Genomic DNA, 25895 nt, shown 5'->3' on the forward strand with positions numbered 1-25895 from the left:
GATCCGGGGGTCAAGCTTTCGGGCACGCAGAAACGATGCCCGCCTTCGGCCAGCTTCACCCCGGTGATGAAGCCGGTCCAATCAAGCCCGTGGCCAAGCCGCCTAGCGGGCTTGGCCAAAGCGCCGCCGCGTATCACGCCGGCGGCGCAGCCTCGCAGCAGCCGCTGCCGGCGGCGCGGCTGCAGGAGATGCCGGAAGCGCTGTACGGCACGCCTGCGGCGCCGCCGGAGCTTCCGGCGTTTCCCGAGCTGTCCTTGATCGGACAGCATCACGGCACGTACCTGATCGCCCAGAACGAGCAGGGTTTGTATCTGATCGACCAGCACGCCGCGCACGAGCGGGTCAATTACGAATATTATTATGAGAAATTCGGGCATCCGGCCGATGCCTCGCAGGAGCTGCTGCTGCCGATCACGCTGGAATTCACGCCCTCGGACGCCGACAAGCTGCAGGAACGCCTGCATTGGTTCGAGCAGGCCGGCGTCGTTCTCGAGCATTTCGGCGGCGGCACTTTCCGCGTCATCGCCCATCCGTATTGGTTCCCGCAAGGGGAGGAGACGGCGATCATCGAGGAAATGGCCGAATGGGTGCTCAGCGAACGCGCGATCGACCTTGCCAAGCTGCGCGAGGCCTCGTCGACGATGGTATCCTGCAAGGCGTCCATCAAAGCCAATCAGAAGCTGACGCCGGAGGAGGCGAACACGCTGATCCATCGGCTGGCCGCCTGCAAACAGCCGTACACGTGCCCGCACGGACGACCGATTATCGTGTCGTTCTCCACTTACGATTTGGAGAAGCTCTTTAAACGGGTGATGTAACGGCAGCAAACTGGAGGAATTCATCATGTTAATTACTACGGGAGACCACGAGACACCCGTTGCGGTAAAGCGGGCGCGCGAGTTGGCGGGGTTGGCTGGCGCGCCTTACGTTCCGCGCAACCGGACGGCGTTGCCCCGGCTGGCGGAACGCCACGGGGACGGCGACATTCTGGTCGTATTGGAGCAGGGAGCCCGGCTGCACCGCACGGGCCAAGAGCCGATGGCCTTTCACCCGAGCATGGCCTTCGTCCGTGCGAAGCGCTTGTTCAAAGGCGAAAGCGATGCCATGCTTGAGGCGGCGAAGGCCGCTCCCGGGGATGTCATCATCGACGGGACGGCCGGCCTCGGCTCGGACGCCATGGTGTTTGCGATCGCCGCCGGCGCGCAGGGCAAAGTCCTGGCGCTGGAGGATTCGCTTCCGCTGTGGGCGCTCCTGCATGAGGGGCTGGGCCATTACGTTTCCGGTCTGCCGGCATTCGACGAGGCGATGCGCCGCATCGAGACGCTGCATGCCCATCATTTGGACGCGCTGCGGGCCATGCCCGACGACAGCGCGGATATCGTATACTTTGACCCGATGTTTCGCGACCCGATCCAGGAATCCTCTTCGATCTCGCCGCTGCGGGCGTTCGCCAACCCGAACCGTCTGCACCCGGACGCGGTGAAGGAGGCTTGCCGGGTAGCCCGAAAGTCGGTCGTTCTGAAGGAGCAGCGCGGCAGCGGCGAATTCGATCGCCTCGGTTTCGCCGCGAGCGTCCGCTCCCATACCAAAATTGCCTACGGAGTGATTTCGCTTGACCATGAATGAAAAACCGAAGCTGCTGGTGCTGGTCGGACCGACGGCGGTCGGCAAAACGAAACTCAGCATTGAGCTGGCCCGAAGGTTGTCCTGCGAAATCATCTCCGGCGATTCCATGCAGGTGTACCGGGGAATGGACATCGGGACGGCCAAAATTACGGCCGAGGAAATGGACGGCGTTCCCCATCATTTGATCGATGTGCTGGATCCCGGCACGCCATTTTCCGTGGCGTTGTTTCAGGAATGGTGCCGCAAGCTGATTCCGGAGATCCGAGAACGGGGGCATCTTCCCTTTATCGTTGGAGGCACGGGGCTGTACGTCGAATCGGTCTGCTACGAATTCCAATTTACGGAAGCGGGTGCGGACGAGGCGTTTCGAACCCGCGAGCTGGCCTTTGCGGAGGAGAACGGAGCGGAGGCGCTGCATGCCAAACTCGCGGCGGTCGACCCGAAGTCCGCAGGCCGGCTGCATCCGAACGACGTTCGCAGGGTCGTGCGGGCGTTGGAAATCTACCATCTGACGGGAACGACGCTGTCGGATCAACTGGACCGGCAAACCAGGCAATCTCCCTACGAGCTTTGCTTGATCGGTTTGACAATGGACCGTCAAATGCTTTATAACCGTATTGAACGGCGAATCGACGAGATGCTGCGGCTGGGGCTCGTAGAGGAGGTGCGCGGACTTCTCCGCCAAGGATATACCCGCGACCTGGTCTCCATGCAGGGTCTCGGTTACAAAGAAATCGCCGAACACCTGGAGGATGGGCTTCCGCTTCAGGAGGCCGTGGACAAATTGAAAAGGGACACGCGTCGTTTTGCCAAAAGACAGCTCTCCTGGTTCCGCCACATGCAGGATATCCAATGGATCGACGTGGGCGACGGAGAAAATTTTTCCGGGATTTTGGCGGCGGCCCATGCTATAATAGCAGGAAAGTTTCCCGAAGATCTTGAATATAATTCAGAACACTAATTGATTCCTATTGGGGGTACGGCTATGAATAAGACCATTAACATCCAGGATACATTTTTGAACCAATTGCGAAAAGAGAGCATTCCGGTCACCGTATTTTTAACGAACGGCTTTCAAATCCGGGGAACGATCAAGGCATTTGACAACTTTACCATCGTGATCGACAGCGACGGCCGCCAACAAATGGTGTACAAGCACGCGATTTCGACGTTCCAGCCGCAGCGCAACGTCTCGCTGATGCAGGAATCGCAAAACGAGGAGTAAGCCGGTTTGAAACTTTTTTGATTTCGATACGTTAAAGGTATAGGATGGGGAACGGAGCAACCTGAGCAAAGGTTGTTCTTTCTCTTTCCGGGCACTTTTTGCGAGTGCATCAACCCTTAGATGAAGGTTAAATGAAAGTTCAAAAAGTCAGCTTTTCAGCACCAAGAAGGGATGAATTCAAGATTCGATGCCGAAATCCCTCTTCGTGGTTCTACTTCGTGATGGGAAGATGACTTTTTGAACCACCTTTTAAGGCAGACTGGCAGGAAGGGAGTCAGAAAAACCATGGCTAGCAAAAGTCCTTCAAGACTGCAGAGAAGCAGCAAAACGGACAAACACGGAAAATCGCCGAAAGGACCCAAAAAGAGAAGGCTGACGGCCAAGAGAGTCCTCTGGACTTCGTTTTTCACGATTGCGTTTGCGATATTCTGCGCGATCGCCGGTTACATGTACATCACGGTCAGCGGGGAGAAGATCCTGACGGAAAACAAGGATAAGCTGACGGTGTACGAAACGACGAAAGTTTATGACCGAGCCGGGGTATTGATGGGAGAACTCTCCATCGACAAAAGCGAGCCGGTGGAATCGGACCAGATCCCGAAGCTGCTCAAAGAAGCTTTCGTCGCCACCGAAGATAAACGTTTCATGGAGCATAACGGCGTCGATTTATGGTCGATCGGCCGGGCGGCGGTCAAGGATATCGTAGCCCGCTCCCTGGTCGAGGGCGGCAGTACGATTACGCAGCAGCTCGCCAAAAATATTTTCCTGAGCGCGGACAAAACCTTCTTCCGCAAAGCGACGGAAATGTCGATTGCCATGGCGCTGGAGCGCCACAACACGAAAGATGAAATTATAACGTTATATTTGAACCGGATTCCTTTCGGCGGTACGGTATACGGGATCAAAGCGGCTTCGATCCGTTATTTCGGCAAAAGCGATTTGAACCAGCTCGACATTTGGGAAATCGCCACGTTGGCGGCGATGCCCAAAGCGCCTTCGAGATACAATCCGCTCAAAAATCCGGACCTCTCCAAAGAACGGCGCGCCGTCGTGCTCGACCTGATGTATCAGGAGGGCTACATTACGGCGGAGGAGCGGGACGAAGCCAAAGCGGTGGATTACGATTACGAGCCGCCGGAGAAAAACCAAAACTATCTGGCCTTCAAGGATTACGTCGTGGAAGAAGCCGAGGAGAAATTCGGGATGACGGAAGACGAATTGAACCGCGGCGGCTATAAAATCTACACGACGATGGATGCGCAAGCGCAAAAAGCGCTGGAAAAGGCGTTCGCCAACGACGAGTTCTTCGAAAAAAGCAAGGATGACCAGCAGGTACAGGCGTCCATGGTCATCATGAACCATGAGAACGGCAGCCTCGTCGCTTTGCTCGGGGGCCGCGATTACCAGCGCAAGGGCTTCAGCCGGCTGGATAGCCGCCGGCAGCCGGGGTCGGCGTTCAAGCCGATCGTCTCCTACGCGCCGGCGCTGGAGTCGGGGAAATTCGCGCCGAATTCGCAGATCAGCAACGAGAAGCAATGCTTCGGCGAGTATTGTCCGACGAACCTGCACGGGTATTCTCACACGATCAACCTGACGGATGCCTTGACGAAGTCGGAGAATATCCCGGCCGTCTGGCTGCTAAATGAGGTTGGGGTGGGCACCGGCGTGAAGTACGCCAAGGAAATGGGCATCACCATGGACAAGGACGACCGTAACCTGGCAATTGCCCTCGGCGGTCTGACTTACGGCACGAATACGCTGGAAATGGCCGGCGCGTTTAGCGTGTTTGCCAATGGCGGGTCGTATAATCCGCCCTATTCCATCAAATCGATCGTCGATCATGACGGCGTCGAGAAATACAAATACAAAGCACCGAAGCCGAAGCGCGTTCTCAGCGAGCAGACCGCTTATTATATGACTTCGATGATGCAAAATGTCGTTAACGACGGGACCGGGAAACGGGCCAAGCTGGATCGTCCGGTTGCCGGCAAGACGGGGACGACCCAGCACGGGATCCCGGGACTGAAGAGCAGCAAAAACCGCGACGTCTGGTTCGTCGGCTATACGCCGGAATGGACGGGCGCAGTATGGATGGGATATGACAAAGCCGATAAGGACCATCTGCTGAACGGCAGCAGTGGCCAAACGGCCGCTTTGTTCGCCGCAGTCATGAAAGAGGCGCTCAAAGGCGTGCCGGTGAAGCAGTTCCCGGTTCCGCAAAACCTGCAGGACGAGAAGCCGGCAGACGAAACCCCGACCGCGGCGCCGACCGGATTAAGCGCGTCCTATAACGCGGATACGGGAAGCGTATCGCTGAGCTGGAGCGGCGTCGAGCAGACCGATGCGGTGTATCGAATCTACCGCAGGGAAGCTTCCGAGAAGGATTTCACCCATATCATGGATTCCGTCGTGGCGCAGGCGGAGGATATCGGCGTCACGCCGGGTACGGGATATGTCTACTATATTACGGCTTATGATCCGGTGAACGACACCGAAAGCGAACCGTCCAACAACGCCCAGGTGATGATCGATGCTGCGGAGCCGCCTCCGGACAATGAACCATCGGATCCGGGCAACGGCGGTACCCCGGTTGATCCGACTAATCCCGGATTCCCTGGCGACGACGGGCAAAATGGAGGCGGCGGTTCAGGTACTCTGCCGGGCAATGGCCAAGGAAACGGCAACGGCCAAGGCAATGGCAACGGAAACGGCGGCAACAATGGGAACGGCCAAGGAAACGGCGCCGGGAATGACACGGAGCTTCCGCCGATGGACGAGGATGACGGCAGCGGAGGAACCGTGACCCCGCCGATCGAAGACGGCGACGGAGCCGGAAACGGCAGCAACGTTCCGGCCGGTACGACGGATGGGAGCCAGGGCATAGGCGGCTAAAATTTTGTGATCGGATAACACGGATAGGGACCCTCAGTACCGCAAACCGCGGTGTTGAGGGTTCTTTTTACGTCGTTAAAATGACTTTTGTGACTCTCTTTCAAATATGGTAAGCTGGTAGTACATTGTGTTGAAAGGGAACATTTTATGAAGCGAAAATTCGGAGACCGCGCGAATTGGCGCCGCGTGACCCAGCGTCAATTCAAGTCCAAGTATGTGGAGAACGACGTTTTTACGGGTTATGTCACTTCGTACAGCATCTACGCTTTGCGCGACCCGCTATGGAAAACGTACGGGTCGCATACGTTCCGTATCGCCGACAAGGGATTCACCTGGCTGCAGTACTACCCCAAAGGGGCGCATTACGTGGTCACGGCGATGTTTGACGATCAAGGCGAGATCGTGGAATGGTACATCGATATTTGCAAGACGCAAGGGATTACGGATCAGGGAGTTCCCTGGTTTGATGATTTGTATTTGGACATCGTTGTGCTGAAGAACCGCGAGGTGTTTCTGCTGGATGAAGACGAGCTCGATGAAGCGTTGACCAAAGGCCTTATTACGGTAAAAGATTTTGATTTGGCTACGGAGACCGCCCAGGAACTGCTTCATGCCATTAAGGAGCAACGTTTTCCTTACTTTCAGTTGTCTCTGGGACATTTTCGTACCGGGTATATGACTTCGGAGCCATTTCAACCTGGAGGTTAAGGAATATGGTGTTTGCCAAACGGAATCGGACGATCCATTTTGGAGAACCGCGGCGTAAACGATCCGGCATACGGAAGCGTTTGTTTCGCTGGGCATCCATCCTCGTCCTGCTGGGCTTGGGCTGGATGCTGTTTGCGCTTGCGCAAATCGGGAGCATCGAACGAAATCCGTCCGTCGTCACGGAGCTGGCGCAGCCGGCCGACGTCGGCATCGTCCTGGGGGCGGCGATGTGGGGAGACGCTCCCAGCCCGGGACTTCGGGAACGGTTGGAGCAAAGCTTGCAGGACTACGAATCGGGCAAATTCAAGCTGTTTTTGTTAACCGGCGGCCTGGACACGCCAAAATCGAATTTTACCGAAGCGGAGGGCATGGCGATTTATCTGGAGCAACACGGGGTTCCGCGGGACAAGATGCTCCTGGAGAACAAAGCTACCAGCACCTATGAAAATTTAAAATTCAGTCAGGCTATCATGAACGAGCGGGGCTTGACGTCCGCGCTTATCATCACCCACACCTATCACGGCAACCGGTCGCTGGAAATCGCGAAATCGCTCAATTACGCGGATCCCAAGCTTTCCTTGAAGAAATCGGAGGTGTTGAAGCCGATTCCGAATACGTTCCGGGAAATTCTGGCGTATTCCAAATGGAAGCTGGACCAGCTTGCTTTGGCCCTTGGCCTGGAATGATAAAACTTCTAATAAAGGACGGGGAGAGAGAATACATTTAAAAGTGTGTTTTGATGATGGCTTTCTTTTTCAGCCCTATCCCCTTAATAAGATCAAAAACATCGGGTTTTCAGCACCCGAATTTTTTTGATTACCTTTGTAAAGAGGTGATAACTCTATGTCTGGGCGCGTCATGGCTAGAAGCGGCTCCCCCGAGGAGAGACCGTCGCGGCAAATCAACGTGATTCTTCGCAATACCGAACCGCCGGTCGTCTCGCAGACGGTTCCCGATAGCGAACCGCAACCCTCGGCAAAAAGTTTGCCGCAGCAGGGCCTTTTTGCCGAAATTCAAAAGGAATTGGATCATCTGATCGGCTTGGATCATATCAAAGAGTTAATGTACGAGATATATGCGCTTCTGCAAATCGCTTCGATGCGCTCGGAGGCGGGGCTGCTGTCCGGCTCGCAGGTCTATCATATGGTGTTCAAGGGCAACCCGGGGACCGGCAAAACGACGGTAGCGCGTATCGTCGCCAAGATGTTTCAGCGGATGGGCGTGCTTAGCAAAGGGCATTTGATTGAAGTGGAACGGGCCGATTTGGTAGGCGAATACATCGGTCATACGGCGCAAAAGACGCGCGATCTGGTCAAGAAGGCGCTGGGCGGCATTTTGTTCATCGACGAAGCGTACAGCTTGGCCCGCGGCGGCGAGAAGGACTTCGGCAAGGAAGCGATCGATACGTTGGTCAAAGCGATGGAGGATCAGAAAAACCAGTTTATTCTCATCCTCGCCGGGTACTCCGATGAAATGGACTTTTTTCTATCCACCAATCCGGGGCTGCCGTCCCGTTTTCCGATCCAGATGGATTTCCCCGACTATTCGATCGATCAATTGATTCAAATCGCCGAAGGTATGGCCAAGGAACGCGACTATATCCTGATGCCGCAGGCGATACTCAAATTAAAGCAGCATTTGCTGCGGGAGAAGTGCGAAAGCGAGCACGTGTTCAGCAACGCCCGGTATGTCCGCAACGTGATCGAGCGATCCGTCCGCCAACAGGCGGTCCGGCTGCTAAGCCAATACGGCGGCGGTTCTCCGGGCAAGCTGGAGTTAATGACGATCCGTACCGAAGATTTGAAGCTCGACAAAAAGCCGTAGAATCAGGGACAGAGCAGCGGAGGGCCCGGCTGAGTTCAAGATTCGACGTCGACTAAGCTTCATGGAACCGCATCGTGCTGGAAAGCCGTGTTTTTTGATTACCGAATCCAATAAAGATCAAAAAATCGGGTTTTCAGCACCGAGAAGGTTGGATGAAGATTAGGGACAGAGCAGCGGAACGTAGGTAATCCTACGTGAGTAGCGGAGGGCCCGGCTGAGTTCAAGATTCGACGTCGAATAAGCTTCATGGAACCGCATCGTGCTGGAAAGCCGTGTTTTTTGATTACTTTTAAGGAGCAGTGATTGTCGTTGCATGAGACTAGTAACCAACAACCGGACCTAGCCGTATTGGTCAGCCTGATTACCCCGGACACGAAGCAAAGCGGAGTCGACCCGGACTATTCCTTGGCCGAGTTGGTCCAATTGGCGGAGACGGCGGGGGTCGAGGTGGCCGAAACGGTCGTGCAAAACCGCGATAAACCCGATCCGAGATGGTTCGTCGGCAAAGGGAAGGTGCTCGAGCTTCGGAAGATGATCGACGAAATGGGGGCGAATACCGCCATTTTCGATCAGGAGCTATCGGGCGCGCAAGTGCGCAACCTCGAGGAACTGCTGGATGCCAAAATCATCGATCGTACCCAATTGATCCTCGACATTTTTGCTCAGCGGGCCAAGACGCGGGAAGGCATCATCCAGGTGGAACTGGCGCAGCTGACTTATTTGCTGCCGCGTTTAGCCGGGCATGGGAAAAATTTGTCCCGCCTCGGCGGCGGCATCGGGACGCGGGGGCCGGGGGAAAGCAAGCTGGAAACCGACCGCCGGCATATCCGCCGCCGGATCGGCGAGCTGAAGCGCCAGCTGGAGGAGGTTACGCGGCACCGCCAGCTGCATCGGTCGCGCCGGAAGGAAACCGGCGTGGTGCAGATTGCCCTGGTCGGCTACACTAACGCCGGCAAATCGACGCTGCTGAAAGCTTTGACGGCAGCGGACGTGTATATCGAGAACCAACTGTTCGCCACCCTGGATCCGACGACTCGCGTGCTGCCGCTTCCGGGCGGCAGAGAGGTCGTGTTGACCGATACGGTCGGGTTCATTCAGAACCTGCCGCACGACCTCATTGCCGCCTTCCGCGCGACGTTGGAGGAAGCAAATGAGGCAGACCTGATTTTGCATGTCGTCGACGCGTCTTCGCCGATGCGCGAGGAACAGATGGCGGTAGTCGATCGCATCCTGAATGATTTGGGGGCCGGGGGAAAACCGCAAATCACTTTGTTTAACAAAAAGGATATATGTCCGCCCGAAAGGCTGCAGATGCTGCCTTCGGGCGAAGCGTATCTAAAGATCAGCGCGTTCGACGAGCGGGATCTTGCGGCGATTCGCGAAGCCGTTCAGCGAAAGCTGTCGGGGGGTACGAAATCGTTCCGGATTCCTGCCGAACGCGGCGATCTGACCCCTGTTTTGTATCGCGTTGGGGAAGTGGTGGACAAGCAAATGGACGAGGAAGACATGATTTACGAGATCGACGTAAACCAAGCGGATTTCGTCAAGTACGGCTATCCGCTGGCTCCCTTTGCGGTTCGGAAGCAGAACGCCTTCAGCGAAGACACCAAAAGCGAATGATCAGCATAAGGGAGAGGTAACGTAACGATGGTAGTATTTTCGGAAGAAATCGTACATTGGCTGGAAGCAGCCGAAAAGCAAGCGGAAGGCCGGTTTCGGGAGATCGACCGGATCGTTGATCTCAATCAGTGGAAAGTGATCGAAGCCTTTCAACGCCACCAGGTGAGCGATTACCATTTTGCCGGGTCGACGGGGTATGCGTATAACGACCGGGGACGCGAGGTGCTGGATCTCGTATATGCCGATGTATTCGGCGCTGAGGCGGCGCTGGTGCGCCCTCATTTCGCCTCCGGCACGCATACTATTGCGACGGCTTTGTTCGGGGTTTTGCGCCCGGGAGACGAACTGCTCTATATCACGGGCCGTCCATATGATACACTACATAAAGTGATAGGTAAACCGGGGGACGGCAGCGGCTCGCTGCAGGATTTCGGCATTGCCTATAACGAGGTGGCGCTGCTGGCCGATGGAGCGGTAGACTGGGAGGCGGTGAGGGCGAAAATTACCGATAGGACCAAGGTGATCGGCATTCAACGTTCGCGGGGGTATGACTGGAGGGATTCTTTCTCCGTTGCGCAAATCGGCGAGATGGTGCAGCTGGTGAAAGCGATAAAGCCGGATGTCCTCGTGTTCGTCGACAATTGCTACGGCGAATTCACCGAGGAGCGGGAGCCGACGGAGGTCGGGGCGGATTTGATTGCCGGTTCCCTGATCAAAAATCCTGGAGGCGGTTTGGCCGAAACCGGGGGATATATATGCGGACGCGAGGAAATGGTCAAGCTGGCTTCCTATCGGTTGACCGCACCCGGAATCGGAGGCGAAGTCGGGGCCATGCTGGGGACGACCCGGGGAATCTATCAGGGCTTGTTCTTGGCGCCGACGATCGTAGGACAAGCGGTGAAAGGCAGCGTACTGGCTGCGGCATTGTTTGAACGCGCCGGATTTCAGAGCCGGCCCGGTTGGCAAGACAAACGGACGGATTTGATCCAGGCGATCTCGTTCAGCGGCCCTGAGCAGCTGATTGCGTTCGTTCAGGGCATTCAGAGGGCGGCTGCGGTAGACGGGCACGTCGTACCGGAAGCATGGGATATGCCGGGATATGAGCATCCGGTGATCATGGCCGCCGGCACCTTTATCCAAGGCGGTAGCCTGGAGTTGTCCGCCGATGCACCGATCCGCGCGCCGTATATCGCGTATATGCAAGGCGGATTAACGTATTCTCATGTGAAATTCGGCCTTCTCACCGCGCTGCAGACTATGAAGGACCGTAACTTGTTGTGAGTTATCCTAACATATCTATTGACATGTTAGGATAACTCACATATCATAAGGTCATGATAATTAAACTGGAAGGTTGAGAGCGATGAGTGACGAAATTCGCAGAAATATGGCCTTGTTTCCTATTGGTATCGTTATGAAACTTACGGATTTAACGGCAAGACAAATTAGATATTACGAGCAGCATGAATTGATCGTGCCCGCCCGTACTTCGGGAAACCAGCGTATGTTTTCTTTCAATGACGTAGAGCGTTTGCTAGAGATCAAAGGGCTCATCGACAAGGGCGTCAATATCGCGGGCATCAAGCAAGTGATGAATCCGATGACCCGGGAATCGCAAGAAGCGACGGTCATTACGAAGGACACGGAAGAGAAGCGCAAGGAAATGACGGATTCCCAGCTCTACCGCATGCTGAAGCAGCAGTTGGTCACAGGGAGCAATAAGCCGGGTCAAGTTTCTTTGATTCAGGGCGAGTTGTCCCGTTTTTTCAAAAAATAATTTGAATGTTGGGAGAGGTTATCGTGAGCTATACAAGTTACACCAAAGAAGACATTTTGCGTATCGCCAAGGAACAGAACGTTCGTTTCATTCGTTTGCAGTTCACGGACTTGCTGGGTACGATCAAAAACGTGGAAATTCCCGTCAGCCAGCTGGAAAAAGCGCTCGATAACAAGATGATGTTCGACGGTTCCTCCATCGAGGGTTATGTCCGCATTGAGGAATCCGATATGTATCTGTTCCCGGATCTGGATACCTGGGTGATCTTCCCTTGGGTCACCGAGGATCGCGTCGCGCGCCTGATTTGCGACGTCTACATGCCTGACGGCACGCCGTTTGCCGGCGATCCGCGCGGGATTTTGAAAAGGGTGCTGAAGGAAGCCGAAGAAATGGGCTATACGTCGATGAACGTGGGACCGGAACCGGAGTTTTTCCTGTTCAAAACCGATGAAAAAGGCAATCCGACGACCGAACTCAACGACCAAGGCGGATACTTCGACCTGGCGCCGACGGACCTTGGCGAGAACTGCCGCCGCGAAATCGTATTGACGTTGGAGGAAATGGGCTTTGAAATCGAAGCCTCCCACCATGAAGTGGCTCCCGGCCAACACGAGATCGACTTCAAATACGCCAATGCGATCAAAGCGGCCGACCAAATCCAGACGTTCAAGCTGGTCGTCAAAACGATTGCCCGTCAGCACGGTCTGCATGCCACCTTTATGCCGAAACCGTTGTTCGGCGTGAACGGCTCGGGGATGCACTGCCACCAATCGTTGTTCAGAGGCGACGTCAACGCGTTCTATGAAGAAAGCGATGAGCTTGGCTTGAGCCAGGAAGCCCGTTACTATATGGCCGGCATTTTGAAGCATGCCCGCGCATTTGCGGCTATCACGAATCCGACGGTCAATTCTTACAAACGTCTCGTACCCGGTTACGAAGCGCCATGCTACGTGGCTTGGTCTTCGAGCAACCGCAGTCCGATGATCCGCATTCCGGCTTCCCGCGGGCTCAGCACCCGCGTCGAGGTTCGCAACCCGGACCCGGCAGCGAATCCGTACCTGGCTTTGGCGGTTATGTTGAAAGCCGGCCTTGACGGAATCAAAAAGGAGCTGCCGCTCGTTGATCCGGTGGACCGGAACATTTATGTCATGTCCGAAGAGGAGCGGGTGGAAGAAGGCATTCCAAGCCTGCCATCCGATCTGAAGGAAGCGCTTGGCGAACTGCTCCGCAGTGAAATCATCACCGAAGCGTTGGGCGATCATGCCCTGACCCATTTCTTCGAACTGAAGGAAATCGAATGGGACATCTTCCGCACCCAAGTACATCCGTGGGAACGCGATCAATACATGACTTTGTACTAAGCTAGCAACAGCAAAAGCCGCAGGCGCGACGGAGAGTTCTCCGGCCCTGCGGTTTTTTTGCGTCGTACCCGTCCGGTGTGGGATATTTTGGATTCCTGAAAACGCCATGATTTATTCAGATATGGACACCTTATAAAATGATAAGGAGGCTGAATGAGATGGTAACCGAATTGAAAAGATACCAACGTCGGCGGTACCGCATGAAGCAGTGGTGGATATCGGAGCGCGCCGGATTTGGTTGGGGCACCCGCGGGCGTCGGGAAAAAACCGGCTACAACACCATGAAGTTCCCGGATCTCAAATGGGATTAATGAAGATGCTGTCTTGGAAAGCCCAAACAAACAGGACGAAGTTAGTGAGAAAATCACGCTTCGTCCTGTTTGCTTAAGCAGCTATGGAGTTACGGAAGGTAATCAGTGCAAGTCACGGAATAGGCCGACGACTTTGCCAAGAATGCTCACGTGCTTCAAGCGTAAAGGTTCCATGGTTGAATTCTCGGGTTGCAGGCGGATGTGGTCTTTCTCTTTGTAAAAAGTCTTGACCGTCGCCTCGTCGTCTTCCGTCATGGCGACGACGATATCTCCGTTGTTGGCCGTCTGCTGTTGGCGGACGATCACGTAATCCCCGCTATGTATTCCGGCTTCGATCATGCTGTCGCCGACAACGGAAAGCATAAAGATCTCTCCGTCTCCCGCATAATGTTGCGGCAGCGGGAAGTAATCCTCGATATTCTCCGTCGCCGTAATCGGTACGCCTGCGGTTACTTTCCCGACGACGGGAACGCGAGCGACGGTATGCGAAAACAAATTGTAGCTCTCCGACTCTTCTTGGCCGAGCAGCTCGATGGCCCGCGGCTTCGTAGGGTCGCGGCGGATAAAACCCTTCTTCTCCAACCGGTCCAGGTGACCGTGTACGGTAGAACTGGAGGCTAGACCGACGGCTTCGCCGATTTCCCGAACCGAAGGGGGGTAGCCCTTGGCGCGTACTTCATTACGTATGAATTCAAGAATGGCCTGCTGCCTACTTGATACCTTTGACATTGTTCGGATCATCCCCATTTAGTAAGGTTTGGAAAAATTATAACATAGAACTGCCGTTCGTACAAACATTAGTTCTAAAATCGAGCCGCGAACAAAAAAACAGGAACAACCGTTCGAAAAAGTATTGAATCAAACAAGTGTTCGTGTTATATTGAAAACATCAATAAGAACATTTGTTTGGAGTGATGTGAAATGTTAAAGTATGGTACCTATCAAAGCATCTACGATAAACCTTCTTTTCGTCATCCTGCCGGGAGAAGATTACATATGAACGCGTTACAGAGCCGTTTCTCCAAAATCGTCGTATTGCTGGTCATTTTAAGCGTAACCTGCACCGGCATGGTGACGGCATTCGCCGCGTCCTCCGAAGATAAGACACAACCATTGCAGCAGGCGTACGTGGTTGTGATGCCCGGCGATACCCTGTGGGAAATCGCGGTCGCCAATAAGCCGAAGGGACAGGATACGCGGGTTTACGTTCAGAAGCTGATGCGGGCGAACGGGCTGAGCGCAAGCGCGATTCAGGCAGGGGAGACTTTAGTGCTGCCCGCCAAATAAGCCCGAGCCGGTACCTTTATTTAATATGAGCTTAAGAGCTTGTCCGAGGATCAACGACGGAAATCTCCGCCGCCTTGACAAGCTCTTTTTCTCATGTCAAAGTAAGAATTAATGCCCTGTGCAAGGCTTGTTCCGCCCTGCAGGGGTTTACTAGGAATTCAGGTTGCATAGTGTGAGCGTAAGTGCGTGTTCAAAAAGTCGGCTTATCAGCACCGAGAAGGTTGGATGAAGCTAGGGACGAGAGGCTTTTTGAACGACCTCTAAAAGATGAAGCAGGAGGAATTTATGGATATCGATGCTTTGGTAAAGCGGATTAACGAACTGGCCCGCAAGGCTAAATCGGACGGGTTGACGCAGGACGAGATGCTGGAAAGAGCCCAGCTTCGGGAGACGTATCTGCAAAATGTCCGCAAAAATTTTCGTCAGCAGCTCGAATCGATCGAGATTGTAGATAAATAGGGGAGGAACAGGCATGGCTTCGTTTGATCGGAAAGTAGAGCGGAATCAAATCAGAATGAATAAGAAAGGAAAAGGCCCGAATGTGGGTCGGGGGCAAGGCAGCAAAAACCCTCGGGCTACACTTGGCGCCAACGGCGACGGTGATACCTTCAAGGGACGCAACATCATTTTGCCCGCTGCACTCTTTTTACTGGCCTTGTTGTATGCCAGCGTGGGGATCATAGGCAATCCGGAGGAAGTGAACTCCATATTGTATTGGGCGACCATCATCTTGTATATGGTGTTGGCGTTGGCGATTTTTCTCCGCAAGCCATATTTGCGCGTGAACAAGAGCTGGCTGTACACATCGAAGTTCAATCGGGATAAAATGCTCGATGCCGGCAACATTAGCAAAATCCGCATCAGCCGCAGCAAAATCGTGATCGAACCCAAGAGCAGAGAACCTAAATGGGTGTTCTACCGGATGCGCAACCGCTTTGATATTGAAGCGATGGCTACCCGGCTCGAAACGTATGCGTATACCCATCAAGTGAAATTGGAAAAAGAATAAAGCTTCAAAATTTGAGACGAATGGAGAGGGCGGGGACGATGACGATCAAAGCGGTATGTTTTGACCTGGACGATACGTTGCTCTGGGATGAGCGAAGCGTGAGAGAATCTTTTGCGGCCACTTGCGAGAACGCAGCGCGGAAAGCGAACGGGCTCGACCCGGAGAAGCTGGAAGAAGCCGTCCGCCGGGAAGCCAGGGGGTTGTACGAATCGTATGAGACTTACCCTTTTACGACGATGATTGGAATCAATCCGTTCGAAGGGTTGTGGGCGACGTTTGCATCCGGCGAACAACCGGAGTTTCGCCTATTGGAGCAGCTTGCCCCCGTGTATCGCAAGGAATCCTGGCTACGGGGGCTACAGGCCGTGGGCATCGACGATGAGTCGCTGGCCGGGGAATTGGCAGAGCAGTTCGCCCGCGAACGCCGCTCGCGCCCCCATGTGTACGAAGAAACATTTCAGGTGCTTAAGGAACTGCAAGGCAACGTGAAGCTGCTGCTGCTGACGAACGGCTGCCCAGCCCTGCAGCAGGAGAAGCTGGACGGAGTGCCTGAGTTATCGCCTTATTTCGATGAGATCGTCATCTCCGGCAAATTCGGTAAAGGCAAACCGGATCCGTCCATCTTCCGGCATGCCCTGGAGCTCCTGGATATCGAGCCAAGCGAAGGCATCATGGTCGGCGATAAACTGACAACCGACATCAAAGGAGCGCTTAGCGTCGGCATGACGGCCGTTTGGGTCAATCGCGACGGCAAAACGCGCAGCGATGAGATCGTGCCGGATTATGAAATTGCCCATTTATCCGAGCTGCATAGCTTATTGGCTCGGCTAGGTTAAGCTTATACCCGCACTAAGTCGCGAATTTCCGGCCGATGCGCCGCGGAGGGAGGGCTATTTGGTAATGAAGGGAAAAGATTGGCTCGTTGCCGTTTTCGTACTGGCGATTGCCGCACTCGGCGGCTGCGGCCGCAGTGAAACGACTGCCACCCATGACGTGCCGCTGGAACCGATCAAGGTTGTCCTGGAGGTAATGCCCACAACGGTGCCAAGCGGCAGCCCGGTGACGTTCACCGCCAAAGTTACCCATCAGGGCGAAAACGTGGACGATGCGCAAGAGGTCATGTTCGAATTTTGGAATATTGCGGACGAAACAGCCGAACACAGTAAAGTGAAGGTCAAAAGCGCCGGTGACGGCACCTACGTGCTGGAGCACAAGTTTGACGAGCCGGGAACGTACGAAGTGATTTCCCACGTCACAGCCCGCGATCAGCATTCCATGCCGTCCAAGCCGTTTACGGTGGAGTGAACCGGTTATAATAATCGATAAAGCTGCGTGCCCTCGCAATGGGACATGCAGCTTTTTGGTTTAACTTTGGGGGGGGCGAGCGGCCATACCATACTCTAGCGGTCCTATCTTAAGTCGCTTTGGAATGGATCGGAAATTTCCGAACTTTATCAGCGTGCATGACCATTTCGTTCGTGTTTTTAAATCTTATTTCAACCATTGGAATACTACATTTAAAACGTGGTTCATCTCGGTATGTAATTCATAAATTCTCTTTCCATCACCGCTTTATTCTGTTAAACTAAAACTTAACGTTTTACGGGAGGGACATGATCATGAGTAAACCAAGCCTACTCGAAAGAATGAAAGAACGAATATTGATCCTCGACGGGGCCATGGGCACCATGATTCAGCAAGTAGACCTGTCCGCGGCAGATTTCGGCGGCGAGGATCTTGACGGCTGCAACGAAATGCTCGTGCTCACCCGTCCGGATGTGATTCAAGGCATTCATGAGCAGTATCTGGCGGCCGGTGCCGACCTGATCGAGACGAATACGTTTGGCGCGACATCCGTCGTGCTGGCTGAATACGACATCCCGCACAAAGCGCGTGAAATCAATCTTGCCGCAGCCAAGCTGGCGATGGAAGCCGCAGAAAAGTACAGTACGCCGGACCAGCCGAGATACGTGGTTGGCGTGCTCGGGCCAACGACCAAAACGCTGTCCGTCACCGGCGGCGTCACCTTTGACGGATTAACGGAGAGCTACGAAGAGCAAGCCGTTGCCTTGATCGAAGCGGGCGTGGACGCCCTGATGCTGGAAACGTCACAAGATACGCTGAACGTGAAGGCGGGGAGCATCGGGATTACCCGTGCATTCCAACGTACGGGGAGCACGTTGCCGCTGATGATTTCAGGCACGATCGAGCCGATGGGCACGACGCTGGCCGGCCAGAATATCGAAGCTTTTTATATTTCGCTGGAGCATTTGAAGCCGGTCTCCATCGGCTTGAACTGTGCTACCGGCCCCGAATTTATGCGCGACCACATCCGCACGCTGTCCGGCATCGCCAAAGCGGCGGTAAGCTGCCATCCGAATGCCGGTCTCCCGGACGAGAACGGGAACTACCACGAATCCCCGGATTCGCTTGCCCAGAAAATGTCCGCGTTCGCCGAACAAGGGTGGTTGAACATCGCCGGGGGCTGCTGCGGAACGACCCCTGCGCATATCGCCGCTTTGGCGAACACGTTGCGGGCGTATCGGCCGCGAGAGCTTAACGGTGAACATCTTCCCGCGCTGTCGGGGATCGAGCCGGTATATATCGAAGCAGCCAACCGTCCTTATCTGGTCGGGGAGAGAACGAACGTTCTGGGTTCGCGCAAATTCAAACGATTGATCGTGGAAGGCAAATATGAAGAGGCTTCGGAGATCGCCCGGTCCCAGGTGAAGAATGGGGCGCAGGTGGTCGACGTTTGCGTGCAGGATCCGGACCGCGATGAAGCGGAGGATATCCAAAAGTTCCTGGAGTTGGTCGTGAAGAAAGTGAAAGTACCGCTGATGATCGATACGACCGATCCGAAGGTGCTGGATTTGGCATTGACGTATTGTCAGGGCAAATCGATCATTAACTCCATTAACCTTGAGGATGGGGAAGAGAAATTCGAGCGCGTTACGCCGCTCATTCATAAATACGGGGCCGCGGTCGTCGTCGGAACGATCGACGAGCGGGGTCAAGCGATCACGCGGGAGGATAAGCTGGAGGTCGCCAAGCGTTCGCATGAACTGCTCGTGCATAAATACGGCTTAAATCCGGAAGACCTGATTTTTGATCCGCTCGTTTTTCCGGTGGGGACGGGGGACGAACAGTATATCGGTTCCGCCAAGGAAACGATCGAGGGCATTCGCCTGATCAAAGAGGCGCTGCCGGCGGTTCATACCGTGCTGGGCATCAGCAACGTTTCGTTCGGCTTGCCGGAAGCCGGTCGCGAGGTCTTGAATTCGGTGTTCTTGTATGAATGCACGAAAGCTGGTCTCGACTACGCCATCGTGAACACGGAGAAGCTGGAGCGGTACGCGAAAATTCCGGAGGGGGAACGCCGCCTTGCGGAGGAACTGATCTACAATACGAATGACGAGACTTTGGCGGCGTTCGTAGCCGCATTCCGCAATAAAAAGGTGGAGAAGACGGAGAAAGCCGTTCATCTCTCCCTAGAGGAGCGCCTGGCCTCCTATGTAGTGGAAGGCACGAAGGAAGGGCTGCTCCCCGATCTGGAGGAAGCGTTGAAACGGTACAGCGCGCTGGAGATTATCAACGGACCGTTAATGGCCGGGATGGAAGAGGTCGGCCGACTGTTTAACAACAACGAGCTGATCGTCGCCGAGGTGCTGCAAAGCGCCGAGGTCATGAAAGCGTCGGTGGCGTACCTCGAACCGTTCATGGAGAAGAACGAGACCAGCGTCAAAGGGAAGATCTTGCTGGCTACGGTGAAGGGCGATGTCCATGATATCGGCAAAAACCTGGTCGAGATCATTCTGTCCAACAACGGTTACCGGATCGTCAATTTGGGCATAAAAGTACCACCGGAGCGCATCATCGAGGCTTATCGGGAAGAGAAAGCCGATGCGATCGGACTCTCCGGCCTGCTGGTCAAATCGGCGCAGCAGATGGTCATGACGGCGCAGGATTTGCGCAATGCCGGCATCGACGTACCGATTCTCGTGGGGGGGGCCGCTCTCACGCGCAAATTCACGAAAACGCGCATTCGGCCCGAATACGACGGAATGGTGGTTTATGCCAAAGACGCGATGGATGGCCTGGATTTGGCCAACAAGCTCATGGACCCGGCCAGCCGGGAGAAGATGCGCCGGGAGATGGAGGCGGAGAGGGAAGCCGACATCGCGGTCGCCGTCTCCGAGCCGTTGCCGGAGATCACCCGCGTCGAGCGGTCGAACATATCGGCGGATGCGCCGGTTTATCTTCCTCCCGATTTGGATCGGCACGTACTCCGCGATTATCCGATAGGGCACATTACGCCTTATATCAATATGCAAATGCTGCTCGGCCACCATTTGGGCCTGCGCGGTTCGGTGGAACAACTGCTCGCGGCAAAGGACGACAAGGCGATGCAGTTGAAGGAAACCGTGGATCAAATTTTGCTAGAAGCGGTAACAGACGGAATCATCCGCACGCAAGCGACGTATCGCTTCTTCCCGGCGCAATCGTCCGGCAACGATATTTTGATTTACGATCCGGCTGAACCCGGCAAAGTGATCAAACGCTTCAGCTTCCCGAGACAGAAGGTCGAGCCTTACCTTTGCCTGGCGGACTTCCTGAAATCCGTGGACAGCGGGGAGATGGACTACGTCGGTTTCCTGGTCGTCACGGCCGGGCAAGGGGTGCGCGAGCTGTCGGAGAAGTGGAAGGATCAAGGCGACTACCTGCGTTCCCATGTTCTTCAGGCGGTAGCTCTGGAGCTGGCGGAGGCGCTGGCGGAACGGGTGCATCACATCATGCGGGATACGTGGGGATTTCCGGACCCGGCGGATATGACGATGAAGCAGCGGCATGGTGCCCGTTACCAAGGGATACGCGTTTCGTTCGGCTACCCGGCTTGCCCGGATCTCGAGGATCAGCAACTGCTGTTCGACTTAATGCAGCCGGAAGACATCGGCATTGCGCTGACGGAAGGCTTCATGATGGAGCCGGAGGCTTCCGTATCGGCGATGGTGTTTGCTCACCCGCAAGCCCAATATTTTAATGTGGATAAAGCTTAGGAAGCTCCTTGGAAAACCCTCCGAACTTCGGAGGGTTTTGGCAACTCCGTGAGTAAAGCGATTGAAACTAGCGGAAGGACGATAAGCATGGAACTTTATTTCTTGGGAACGAATGCGGGGGTTCCGTCCCTGGAACGAAACGTGACCTCGGTGGCTTTGCGGCTGCTTGAGGAAAGGCGTTCCATTTGGCTGTTCGATTGCGGCGAAGGCACCCAGCATCAGATTCTTAGATCGCCGCTAAAATTAAGCAAACTGGAATATATCTTTATCACGCATTTGCACGGCGACCATTTGTTTGGCCTCCCCGGGCTGATTTCCAGCCGGGCGTACCAGGGCGGTGATTCGCCGCTCGTAATTTACGGGCCGAAAGGGCTGAAAGCCTTCGTGGATACGTCGCTTGCACTCAGCGAATCGCGGATCAATTATAAGCTGGATATCGTGGAGCATAGCGGCGGGGTGCTGTTCGAGGATGATACCTTTCGGGTAGAATCGGCCTTGCTGGAGCACCGGATCGACAGCTACGGATACCGGGTGATCGAAAAGGATTTGCCGGGGAGGCTGGACGCGGCGGTGCTGGAGCGATTCGGCATTCGCCCCGGGCCGCTGTACGGCAAACTCAAACGCGGCGAAAGCGTGGTGACGCCGGGAGGAGAAACGCTGCATGCCAAAGACGTACTCGGAGAACCGAAGGCGGGGCGCATCGTAACGATCCTTGGCGATACGCGTCCTTGCGCGGCCGTGGGAGTGTTAGCCAAGCAGGCCGATGCGCTCGTTCATGAGTCCACATTTTTGCATGAGTTGGCCAAGACGGCGCACGACTACCATCACAGCACGGCAAAGCAAGCGGCGGAAGCCGCCAAGGAGGCCGGCGCGCAGGAGCTGTTGCTGACCCATTTCAGCTCGCGGTACAAGGCGGAAGACCAACTGCAGCGTCTGCAGGAGGAAGCCTCGTCGGTGTTCCCGAACGCGAAGTTGGCCCGCGAGCATGTGCTATATCCCGTGAACCGCCGCTGTCTCCGGAAATAAATTATTTTCCGGGAAAGCGCAGGAAGTGACAGGCCGTTTCAAAGTTTGGCATGCTGAAAAACGGCCGAATACTCACGTTTCGCGAAGGTTCGACGCTTTGCGGCGCTTAGATACACAATTTTGACAAATTTGCGAAGCCGGGCACGGGAAAATTTGCCTGACCTTGTGTTCAGTATGTACAATAATAGGGACATGGCGGAATGGAAAGGATGAATATATTGGCAATGGCTTGGAAGGCCTTTCTAATCGATTTGGACGGGACGCTCTATCATGGCCCCCGGATCATTCCCGGGGCGGATCGGCTAATATCCGCATTGCGGGACGAACGCATCCCTTTTTTGTTCGTGACGAACAATTCCTCCCGTACGCCCGAAGAGGTGGCGCATCATTTGCAGGCGATGGGCATATCGGCCGCAGCCGAAGAGGTGTGCACCTCGGCGGTGGCGGCGGCCGAATACATAGCGCAAGAGCTGCCTGCCTGCCGGGTAGCGGCCATCGGGGAGAACGGCCTGCTGGAGGCGATCAAAGGGGCCGGCCTGACACTGGTTGTGGAACGGCCGGACGTCGTGGTTCAAGGCATCGACCGCAATTTTACATACGCAACATTAACCCGGGCCGCCCGCTGGATTCGAGGCGGTGCCCGTTACGTGCTGACGAACCCCGATTTGCTGCTGCCCTCGCAGGAGGGACTTATGCCGGGGGCGGGTACACTCTCCGCTGCGATCCAAGCGGCGACGGGAACCAAACCCGTCGTGATCGGCAAACCGGCGGCGCCGCTAATGAATTACGCCATTGCCCGTTTGGGTCTGGCCCATTCGGACGTGGCCGTGATCGGGGATAATATGCACACGGACATCGCCGCGGGGGCCCATGCCGGTTGCGGCACGATTTTGGCGCTGACCGGCGTGACGACGGAGGATAATCTGCCGGATTATGTGCACTCCTCCGGGGTAAATCCGGACGTCGTCTGCCGGACGCTTGACGAAGTCACGAATCTGATTAAGCTTCGACATAAATAATAGCCATCTCAAAGGAATGCAGGATCGAACCACATGGACGAAGGGAAGATGAACCATGCCGGAACTGCCGGAAATGGAAAACTATCGAATACAGCTATCGCAACATATTTTGGACATCCCGATGACGGACATCGTCATAAACCGGGAGAAATCGGTCAATTTGGAACCCGAAGCGTTTAGCAGGGAACTGATCGGGCGACAGGTCATTTTTGTGGAGCGGCGGGGCAAACATCTGCTGTTCCATCTCGACAACGGCAAAAGATTACTGCTTCACCTGATGCTGGGCGGGCTTCTGTATCTCGGCTCCAAGGAGGACCGTCCGGATCGCAGCACGCAGGTCGAAATCACTTTCGGGCAAGATTTGACGCTCTATTTCATCGGGCTGCGCCTTGGACACCTGCATTTGCATAGCGCCAAGGAAGCGGAAGAACTGCTGTCCCACCTCGGGCCGGAGCTGCTGGACCGCCGGATGAACGAAGCGCGGTTTATTGCGCTGCTGCGCAAGCGCCGCGGCAGCCTGAAGACGACGCTCGTCAACCAGGACGTCATCGCCGGAATCGGCAACTGTTACGCCGACGAGATCGCTTTCGCCGCGGAACTGCTGCCGATGGCCAAGCTGCACAACCTCAGCGGCGAAGATTTCTCCCGCCTGTATAAGGCGGCGCGTGAGGTGCTTATCGAAGCGACGGAGGCCGGCGGCTATATGGAAATGCCGTTCACCAAGGACGACCGGTTGACCGGCGGAGCAAACGAAACATGCCGGGTGTACGACCGGGAGGGAGAGGTTTGTCCGCGCTGCGGCGATCGCATCGTCAAGTCGGAGATGAACGGGCGCAAGGTGTTTTACAGCCCGGGCTGCCAACATGACCGCTAAGCTGAAGGTTGGGGGACACATGAGCATTCGCGGCGGTTATTTCGGCGCGGCGAAAGCGGCTTTTCAGCTTGGAGCCGGGGCGTTTCAGTATTTTCCCAAAAATCCGCGCAGCCTTGCCGTAAAAAGCTTTGACGCGAGGGATGCGGCGAACTGCCGGGCGTTTTGCGCCGAGCATGGCCTGGTATCGATCGCGCATACGCCGTATCCCAGCAACCTGGCCGTTAGCCAAAGCGCGGAAGCCGAGGCTTACCGGCGGGTGGTGGATTCGCTGCGCAACGATCTGGAGATCGCCGAAGCCTGCGGATCGATGGGAATCGTTGTTCATTTTGGCACATTTAAGTCAGGAAACCCCTTACAAGGTTATCAAAATATTATACAATGTATTAATGATGTGCTCTCCGGCTGGCAGGGCTCGGCTAAGCTGCTGATCGAAAACCAGGCCGGGGATCACGGCGATATGGGCATGACGATCGAAGAGCTGGTGCAGATTCGCAAGTTGTGCCGGGATTCACGGTATATCGGGTTTTGCCTCGATACGTGCCATGCTTTTGCGGCGGGCATGTGGCGGGGCGAAGGGGATGCCGACTTCGCGGCCAAAGCCGAGCAGCTTGGGTTTTGGGATGGCCTTCGCGCCATCCATCTGAACGATTCAAAATACCCGGTATTCTCACGCAAGGACCGTCACGCCCGTGTCGGCCAGGGATATATCGGCGAATCCGGTTTTCGCTGGCTGCTGCAGATCGGCGCTGTCCGGAAGTCACCGCTTATTTTCGAAAGCGAAACCGGGGAAGATGGGACCTATAAAGATGATTTGGAGCAAGTGAGGCGGTGGGTGGAAGCCTAGGCAGCTGAAATACCGCGGGAAAGGAAGAACACTATTGATTCATGTATATATGGACGACTTTCGCCGGTGTCCGCTGGGGTTTACCTTGGCGCGCACCGTCGACGAGTGTCTGGAACTGCTGCGCATGACAGAGGTTGACATCCTATCGCTCGACTACGATATGGGGCCCGATGAACCGACCGGGACGGATGTAGCCGCGGCCATGGTCCGGGAAGGACTCTACCCGCGCGAAATTTATCTCCATACCTCAAGCATATACGGCAAAAAAAGCATGTACGAAATTCTGTATCCGAATCTACCGGAGCAGGTTCAACTAAATAACGGGCCGATTCCGTTCGAACGGCTGGATGACATCGCCCGAAACTGCAAGGTGCCGCCCCATTCCAAATGGATCTGCACGGCGAACCACGGCTTTGCTCCTTATGCCCAGGAAGAGCTGCGCCGCCGCTTCGGCAGCGTCAAAAGCACGGTGCTTCTGCCGGGCGAGGCGTTTGCGGCATCTCTGCAGGCGGTACCGGAAGACGTACATCACCAGCTTCAAAAGGAGCCGCCGGTTTTTTTGCGGCATACCTTTCTGGTGGACTGGGAATGGTGCTCGTTGGAGCGGGAGGACGCCGAGGCCGGCATATGGATTGCGCCGCTGCGCAAGTATTTGATGGCCGATTTCCGGCTGCCCGGAGCGAAGATAGCGGTCCAAGCGCGGAAGACGGAACAATCGCTTTGGGCCGGTACGGCGGCCGAATTAAAGGATCGGCTGCAGGATGAACTGAAGGACGTAGCCGGCGCTCAATTCGTCGTCCGGGACGCGGAATGGATCATCTCCGTGTTTGCCGGCCGGGATCGGATTTATGCCGGAGTAGCGCATCCGCAGGACAATTTGTCCGATTGGAACGGCGGCGCGATCCGCTTCCGCAAGGAAGAGGGGCAAATCTCGCGGGCCAAGTTCAAGCTGCTGGAGGCGGAGGCTGCCTTCGGCATTCCGTTCGCTTCGTTCCGCGAAGCATTGGATATCGGCGCGGCACCGGGCGGATGGACCTCTTTTTTGCTGGAGCGGGGACTGAACGTCACGGCGGTCGATACGGCCAAGCTGCATCCGTCGCTCCTGCCGTCGCGAGCGCTGACGTTCCTGCAGCGGAACGCCAACAGCGTCAAGTTTAAGGAGAATCAATTTGATTTGCTCGTATGCGATATGAGCTGGAGTCCGAAATTGACGGCAAGGCTAGTGACCGACTTGCTGTACGCCTTGGTTCCGGGCGGGACGGTGATCGTAACGGTGAAGCTGTTGACCAAGAAACCGATGGCGCTGATCCAGGAAGTGACCGAGACGTTCCAGGAGGCAAGACTTCAGGTACAGCGGGCGAAACAGCTGTTCCATAACCGCGACGAAATCACCTTGTATATGATTAAATATTAATGTCATAAAATATATAAATCG

Annotated in this window: 24 protein-coding genes and 1 pseudogene; 24 read left to right on the forward strand and 1 reads right to left on the reverse strand. The window is 55.4% G+C overall.

Features of this window, described 5'->3' with window-relative positions:
* The 13 genes and pseudogenes from ACQ4N8_RS09445 to ACQ4N8_RS09505 form a co-directional block, all read left to right on the forward strand.
* Positions 1–818 (forward strand): annotated as a pseudogene (locus tag ACQ4N8_RS09445) (DNA mismatch repair endonuclease MutL); the annotation flags it as partial.
* A gap of 25 nt (positions 819–843) precedes the next feature.
* The gene (locus ACQ4N8_RS09450) at positions 844–1626 is read left to right on the forward strand and encodes a class I SAM-dependent methyltransferase (RefSeq protein ID WP_430704101.1); all 783 of its coding nucleotides are present in this window, start codon (positions 844–846) and stop codon (positions 1624–1626) included.
* The gene (miaA, locus tag ACQ4N8_RS09455; protein ID WP_430704102.1) at positions 1613–2587 is read left to right on the forward strand and encodes a tRNA (adenosine(37)-N6)-dimethylallyltransferase MiaA; all 975 of its coding nucleotides are present in this window, start codon (positions 1613–1615) and stop codon (positions 2585–2587) included. The genes ACQ4N8_RS09450 and miaA overlap by 14 nt, the downstream gene beginning before the upstream one ends.
* A 24-nt stretch (positions 2588–2611) precedes the next feature.
* Positions 2612–2851: an RNA chaperone Hfq gene (gene hfq / locus ACQ4N8_RS09460; protein WP_430704103.1), complete on the forward strand. Its 240-nt coding sequence runs from the start codon at positions 2612–2614 to the stop codon at positions 2849–2851.
* Positions 2852–3136: 285 nt separating this feature from the next.
* Positions 3137–5743 carry a PBP1A family penicillin-binding protein gene (locus ACQ4N8_RS09465; protein WP_430704104.1) on the forward strand — a complete coding sequence of 869 codons (2607 nt, stop codon included), beginning with the start codon at positions 3137–3139 and terminating at the stop codon, positions 5741–5743.
* A 147-nt stretch (positions 5744–5890) separates the two neighbouring features.
* Positions 5891–6451, forward strand: coding sequence for a DUF402 domain-containing protein (locus tag ACQ4N8_RS09470; protein ID WP_430704105.1), 561 nt, complete (start codon positions 5891–5893; stop codon positions 6449–6451).
* A gap of 5 nt (positions 6452–6456) precedes the next feature.
* Positions 6457–7137 carry a YdcF family protein gene (locus tag ACQ4N8_RS09475; RefSeq protein ID WP_430704106.1) on the forward strand — a complete coding sequence of 227 codons (681 nt, stop codon included), beginning with the start codon at positions 6457–6459 and terminating at the stop codon, positions 7135–7137.
* 157 nt (positions 7138–7294) lie between these two features.
* A complete protein-coding gene (locus ACQ4N8_RS09480) occupies positions 7295–8275 on the forward strand; it encodes an AAA family ATPase (RefSeq protein ID WP_430704107.1) in 981 nt (326 codons plus the stop codon).
* Between the two features lie 303 nt (positions 8276–8578).
* Complete coding sequence (gene hflX / locus ACQ4N8_RS09485; RefSeq protein ID WP_430704108.1) at positions 8579–9895, forward strand: GTPase HflX; 1317 nt, start codon at positions 8579–8581, stop codon at positions 9893–9895.
* A 27-nt stretch (positions 9896–9922) separates the two neighbouring features.
* A complete protein-coding gene (locus ACQ4N8_RS09490) occupies positions 9923–11176 on the forward strand; it encodes an aminotransferase class I/II-fold pyridoxal phosphate-dependent enzyme (RefSeq protein WP_430704109.1) in 1254 nt (417 codons plus the stop codon).
* Positions 11177–11258: 82 nt separating this feature from the next.
* The gene (locus tag ACQ4N8_RS09495) at positions 11259–11672 is read left to right on the forward strand and encodes a MerR family transcriptional regulator (protein ID WP_430704110.1); all 414 of its coding nucleotides are present in this window, start codon (positions 11259–11261) and stop codon (positions 11670–11672) included.
* A 5-nt stretch (positions 11673–11677) separates the two neighbouring features.
* Complete coding sequence (gene glnA / locus ACQ4N8_RS09500) at positions 11678–13033, forward strand: type I glutamate--ammonia ligase (RefSeq protein ID WP_430704111.1); 1356 nt, start codon at positions 11678–11680, stop codon at positions 13031–13033.
* Between the two features lie 158 nt (positions 13034–13191).
* Positions 13192–13344, forward strand: a complete 153-nt coding sequence (locus ACQ4N8_RS09505; protein ID WP_430704112.1) for a hypothetical protein — start codon at positions 13192–13194, stop codon at positions 13342–13344.
* Between the two features lie 102 nt (positions 13345–13446).
* Here the strand turns inward: ACQ4N8_RS09505 and lexA are convergent, their stop codons facing one another.
* Complete coding sequence (gene lexA / locus ACQ4N8_RS09510) at positions 13447–14073, reverse strand: transcriptional repressor LexA (protein WP_430704113.1); 627 nt, start codon at positions 14071–14073, stop codon at positions 13447–13449.
* 267 nt (positions 14074–14340) lie between these two features.
* On the opposite strand from lexA, the gene ACQ4N8_RS09515 reads away from it, so the two are divergent.
* The 11 genes from ACQ4N8_RS09515 to ACQ4N8_RS09565 all read left to right on the forward strand — a co-directional run bounded on the left by ACQ4N8_RS09515 (position 14341) and on the right by ACQ4N8_RS09565 (position 25874).
* Positions 14341–14631: a LysM peptidoglycan-binding domain-containing protein gene (locus tag ACQ4N8_RS09515; protein ID WP_430704114.1), complete on the forward strand. Its 291-nt coding sequence runs from the start codon at positions 14341–14343 to the stop codon at positions 14629–14631.
* A gap of 285 nt (positions 14632–14916) precedes the next feature.
* Entirely contained in the window at positions 14917–15090 is a 174-nt protein-coding gene (locus ACQ4N8_RS09520) for a DUF896 domain-containing protein (RefSeq protein WP_430704115.1), read from the forward strand.
* A gap of 13 nt (positions 15091–15103) precedes the next feature.
* The gene (locus ACQ4N8_RS09525) at positions 15104–15640 is read left to right on the forward strand and encodes a hypothetical protein (RefSeq protein ID WP_430704116.1); all 537 of its coding nucleotides are present in this window, start codon (positions 15104–15106) and stop codon (positions 15638–15640) included.
* 38 nt (positions 15641–15678) lie between these two features.
* A complete protein-coding gene (locus ACQ4N8_RS09530; RefSeq protein WP_430704117.1) occupies positions 15679–16476 on the forward strand; it encodes an HAD family hydrolase in 798 nt (265 codons plus the stop codon).
* A gap of 64 nt (positions 16477–16540) precedes the next feature.
* Entirely contained in the window at positions 16541–16945 is a 405-nt protein-coding gene (locus tag ACQ4N8_RS09535; RefSeq protein ID WP_430704118.1) for a FixH family protein, read from the forward strand.
* Positions 16946–17259: 314 nt separating this feature from the next.
* Positions 17260–20697 carry a methionine synthase gene (metH, locus tag ACQ4N8_RS09540; protein WP_430704119.1) on the forward strand — a complete coding sequence of 1146 codons (3438 nt, stop codon included), beginning with the start codon at positions 17260–17262 and terminating at the stop codon, positions 20695–20697.
* 87 nt (positions 20698–20784) lie between these two features.
* Entirely contained in the window at positions 20785–21723 is a 939-nt protein-coding gene (gene rnz, locus ACQ4N8_RS09545; RefSeq protein WP_430704120.1) for a ribonuclease Z, read from the forward strand.
* 224 nt (positions 21724–21947) lie between these two features.
* Positions 21948–22742 (forward strand): TIGR01457 family HAD-type hydrolase, encoded by a 795-nt coding sequence (locus ACQ4N8_RS09550; RefSeq protein ID WP_430704121.1) that lies wholly within the window; start codon positions 21948–21950, stop codon positions 22740–22742.
* Between the two features lie 55 nt (positions 22743–22797).
* A complete protein-coding gene (locus ACQ4N8_RS09555) occupies positions 22798–23616 on the forward strand; it encodes an Fpg/Nei family DNA glycosylase (protein WP_430704122.1) in 819 nt (272 codons plus the stop codon).
* Positions 23606–24460 carry a deoxyribonuclease IV gene (locus ACQ4N8_RS09560; RefSeq protein ID WP_430704123.1) on the forward strand — a complete coding sequence of 285 codons (855 nt, stop codon included), beginning with the start codon at positions 23606–23608 and terminating at the stop codon, positions 24458–24460. The genes ACQ4N8_RS09555 and ACQ4N8_RS09560 overlap by 11 nt, the downstream gene beginning before the upstream one ends.
* A 34-nt stretch (positions 24461–24494) precedes the next feature.
* On the forward strand, positions 24495–25874 hold the full coding sequence (locus ACQ4N8_RS09565) for a cyclic-phosphate processing receiver domain-containing protein (RefSeq protein WP_430704124.1): 1380 nt from the start codon (positions 24495–24497) through the stop codon (positions 25872–25874).
* Positions 25875–25895 lie beyond the last annotated feature (21 nt).

Source organism: Paenibacillus macerans, from assembly GCF_050565405.1.
GTDB classification, from domain to species: domain Bacteria; phylum Bacillota; class Bacilli; order Paenibacillales; family Paenibacillaceae; genus Fontibacillus; species Fontibacillus macerans_B.

What these genes read in the sequence shown, in the direction of transcription:
- ACQ4N8_RS09450 (WP_430704101.1), top strand. Translation starts at nt 844, where the DNA reads ATGTTAATTACTACGGGAGACCACGAGACACCCGTTGCGGTAAAGCGG.
- hfq (WP_430704103.1), top strand. Translation starts at nt 2,612, where the DNA reads ATGAATAAGACCATTAACATCCAGGATACATTTTTGAACCAATTGCGA.
- ACQ4N8_RS09465 (WP_430704104.1), top strand. Translation starts at nt 3,137, where the DNA reads ATGGCTAGCAAAAGTCCTTCAAGACTGCAGAGAAGCAGCAAAACGGAC.
- ACQ4N8_RS09470 (WP_430704105.1), top strand. Translation starts at nt 5,891, where the DNA reads ATGAAGCGAAAATTCGGAGACCGCGCGAATTGGCGCCGCGTGACCCAG.
- ACQ4N8_RS09475 (WP_430704106.1), top strand. Translation starts at nt 6,457, where the DNA reads ATGGTGTTTGCCAAACGGAATCGGACGATCCATTTTGGAGAACCGCGG.
- ACQ4N8_RS09480 (WP_430704107.1), top strand. Translation starts at nt 7,295, where the DNA reads ATGTCTGGGCGCGTCATGGCTAGAAGCGGCTCCCCCGAGGAGAGACCG.
- ACQ4N8_RS09490 (WP_430704109.1), top strand. Translation starts at nt 9,923, where the DNA reads ATGGTAGTATTTTCGGAAGAAATCGTACATTGGCTGGAAGCAGCCGAA.
- ACQ4N8_RS09495 (WP_430704110.1), top strand. Translation starts at nt 11,259, where the DNA reads ATGAGTGACGAAATTCGCAGAAATATGGCCTTGTTTCCTATTGGTATC.
- glnA (WP_430704111.1), top strand. Translation starts at nt 11,678, where the DNA reads ATGTTGGGAGAGGTTATCGTGAGCTATACAAGTTACACCAAAGAAGAC.
- ACQ4N8_RS09505 (WP_430704112.1), top strand. Translation starts at nt 13,192, where the DNA reads ATGGTAACCGAATTGAAAAGATACCAACGTCGGCGGTACCGCATGAAG.
- lexA (WP_430704113.1), bottom strand. Translation starts at nt 14,073, where the DNA reads ATGTCAAAGGTATCAAGTAGGCAGCAGGCCATTCTTGAATTCATACGT.
- ACQ4N8_RS09515 (WP_430704114.1), top strand. Translation starts at nt 14,341, where the DNA reads ATGAACGCGTTACAGAGCCGTTTCTCCAAAATCGTCGTATTGCTGGTC.
- ACQ4N8_RS09520 (WP_430704115.1), top strand. Translation starts at nt 14,917, where the DNA reads ATGGATATCGATGCTTTGGTAAAGCGGATTAACGAACTGGCCCGCAAG.
- ACQ4N8_RS09525 (WP_430704116.1), top strand. Translation starts at nt 15,104, where the DNA reads ATGGCTTCGTTTGATCGGAAAGTAGAGCGGAATCAAATCAGAATGAAT.
- ACQ4N8_RS09530 (WP_430704117.1), top strand. Translation starts at nt 15,679, where the DNA reads ATGACGATCAAAGCGGTATGTTTTGACCTGGACGATACGTTGCTCTGG.
- ACQ4N8_RS09535 (WP_430704118.1), top strand. Translation starts at nt 16,541, where the DNA reads ATGAAGGGAAAAGATTGGCTCGTTGCCGTTTTCGTACTGGCGATTGCC.
- metH (WP_430704119.1), top strand. Translation starts at nt 17,260, where the DNA reads ATGAGTAAACCAAGCCTACTCGAAAGAATGAAAGAACGAATATTGATC.
- rnz (WP_430704120.1), top strand. Translation starts at nt 20,785, where the DNA reads ATGGAACTTTATTTCTTGGGAACGAATGCGGGGGTTCCGTCCCTGGAA.
- ACQ4N8_RS09550 (WP_430704121.1), top strand. Translation starts at nt 21,948, where the DNA reads ATGGCTTGGAAGGCCTTTCTAATCGATTTGGACGGGACGCTCTATCAT.
- ACQ4N8_RS09555 (WP_430704122.1), top strand. Translation starts at nt 22,798, where the DNA reads ATGCCGGAACTGCCGGAAATGGAAAACTATCGAATACAGCTATCGCAA.
- ACQ4N8_RS09560 (WP_430704123.1), top strand. Translation starts at nt 23,606, where the DNA reads ATGACCGCTAAGCTGAAGGTTGGGGGACACATGAGCATTCGCGGCGGT.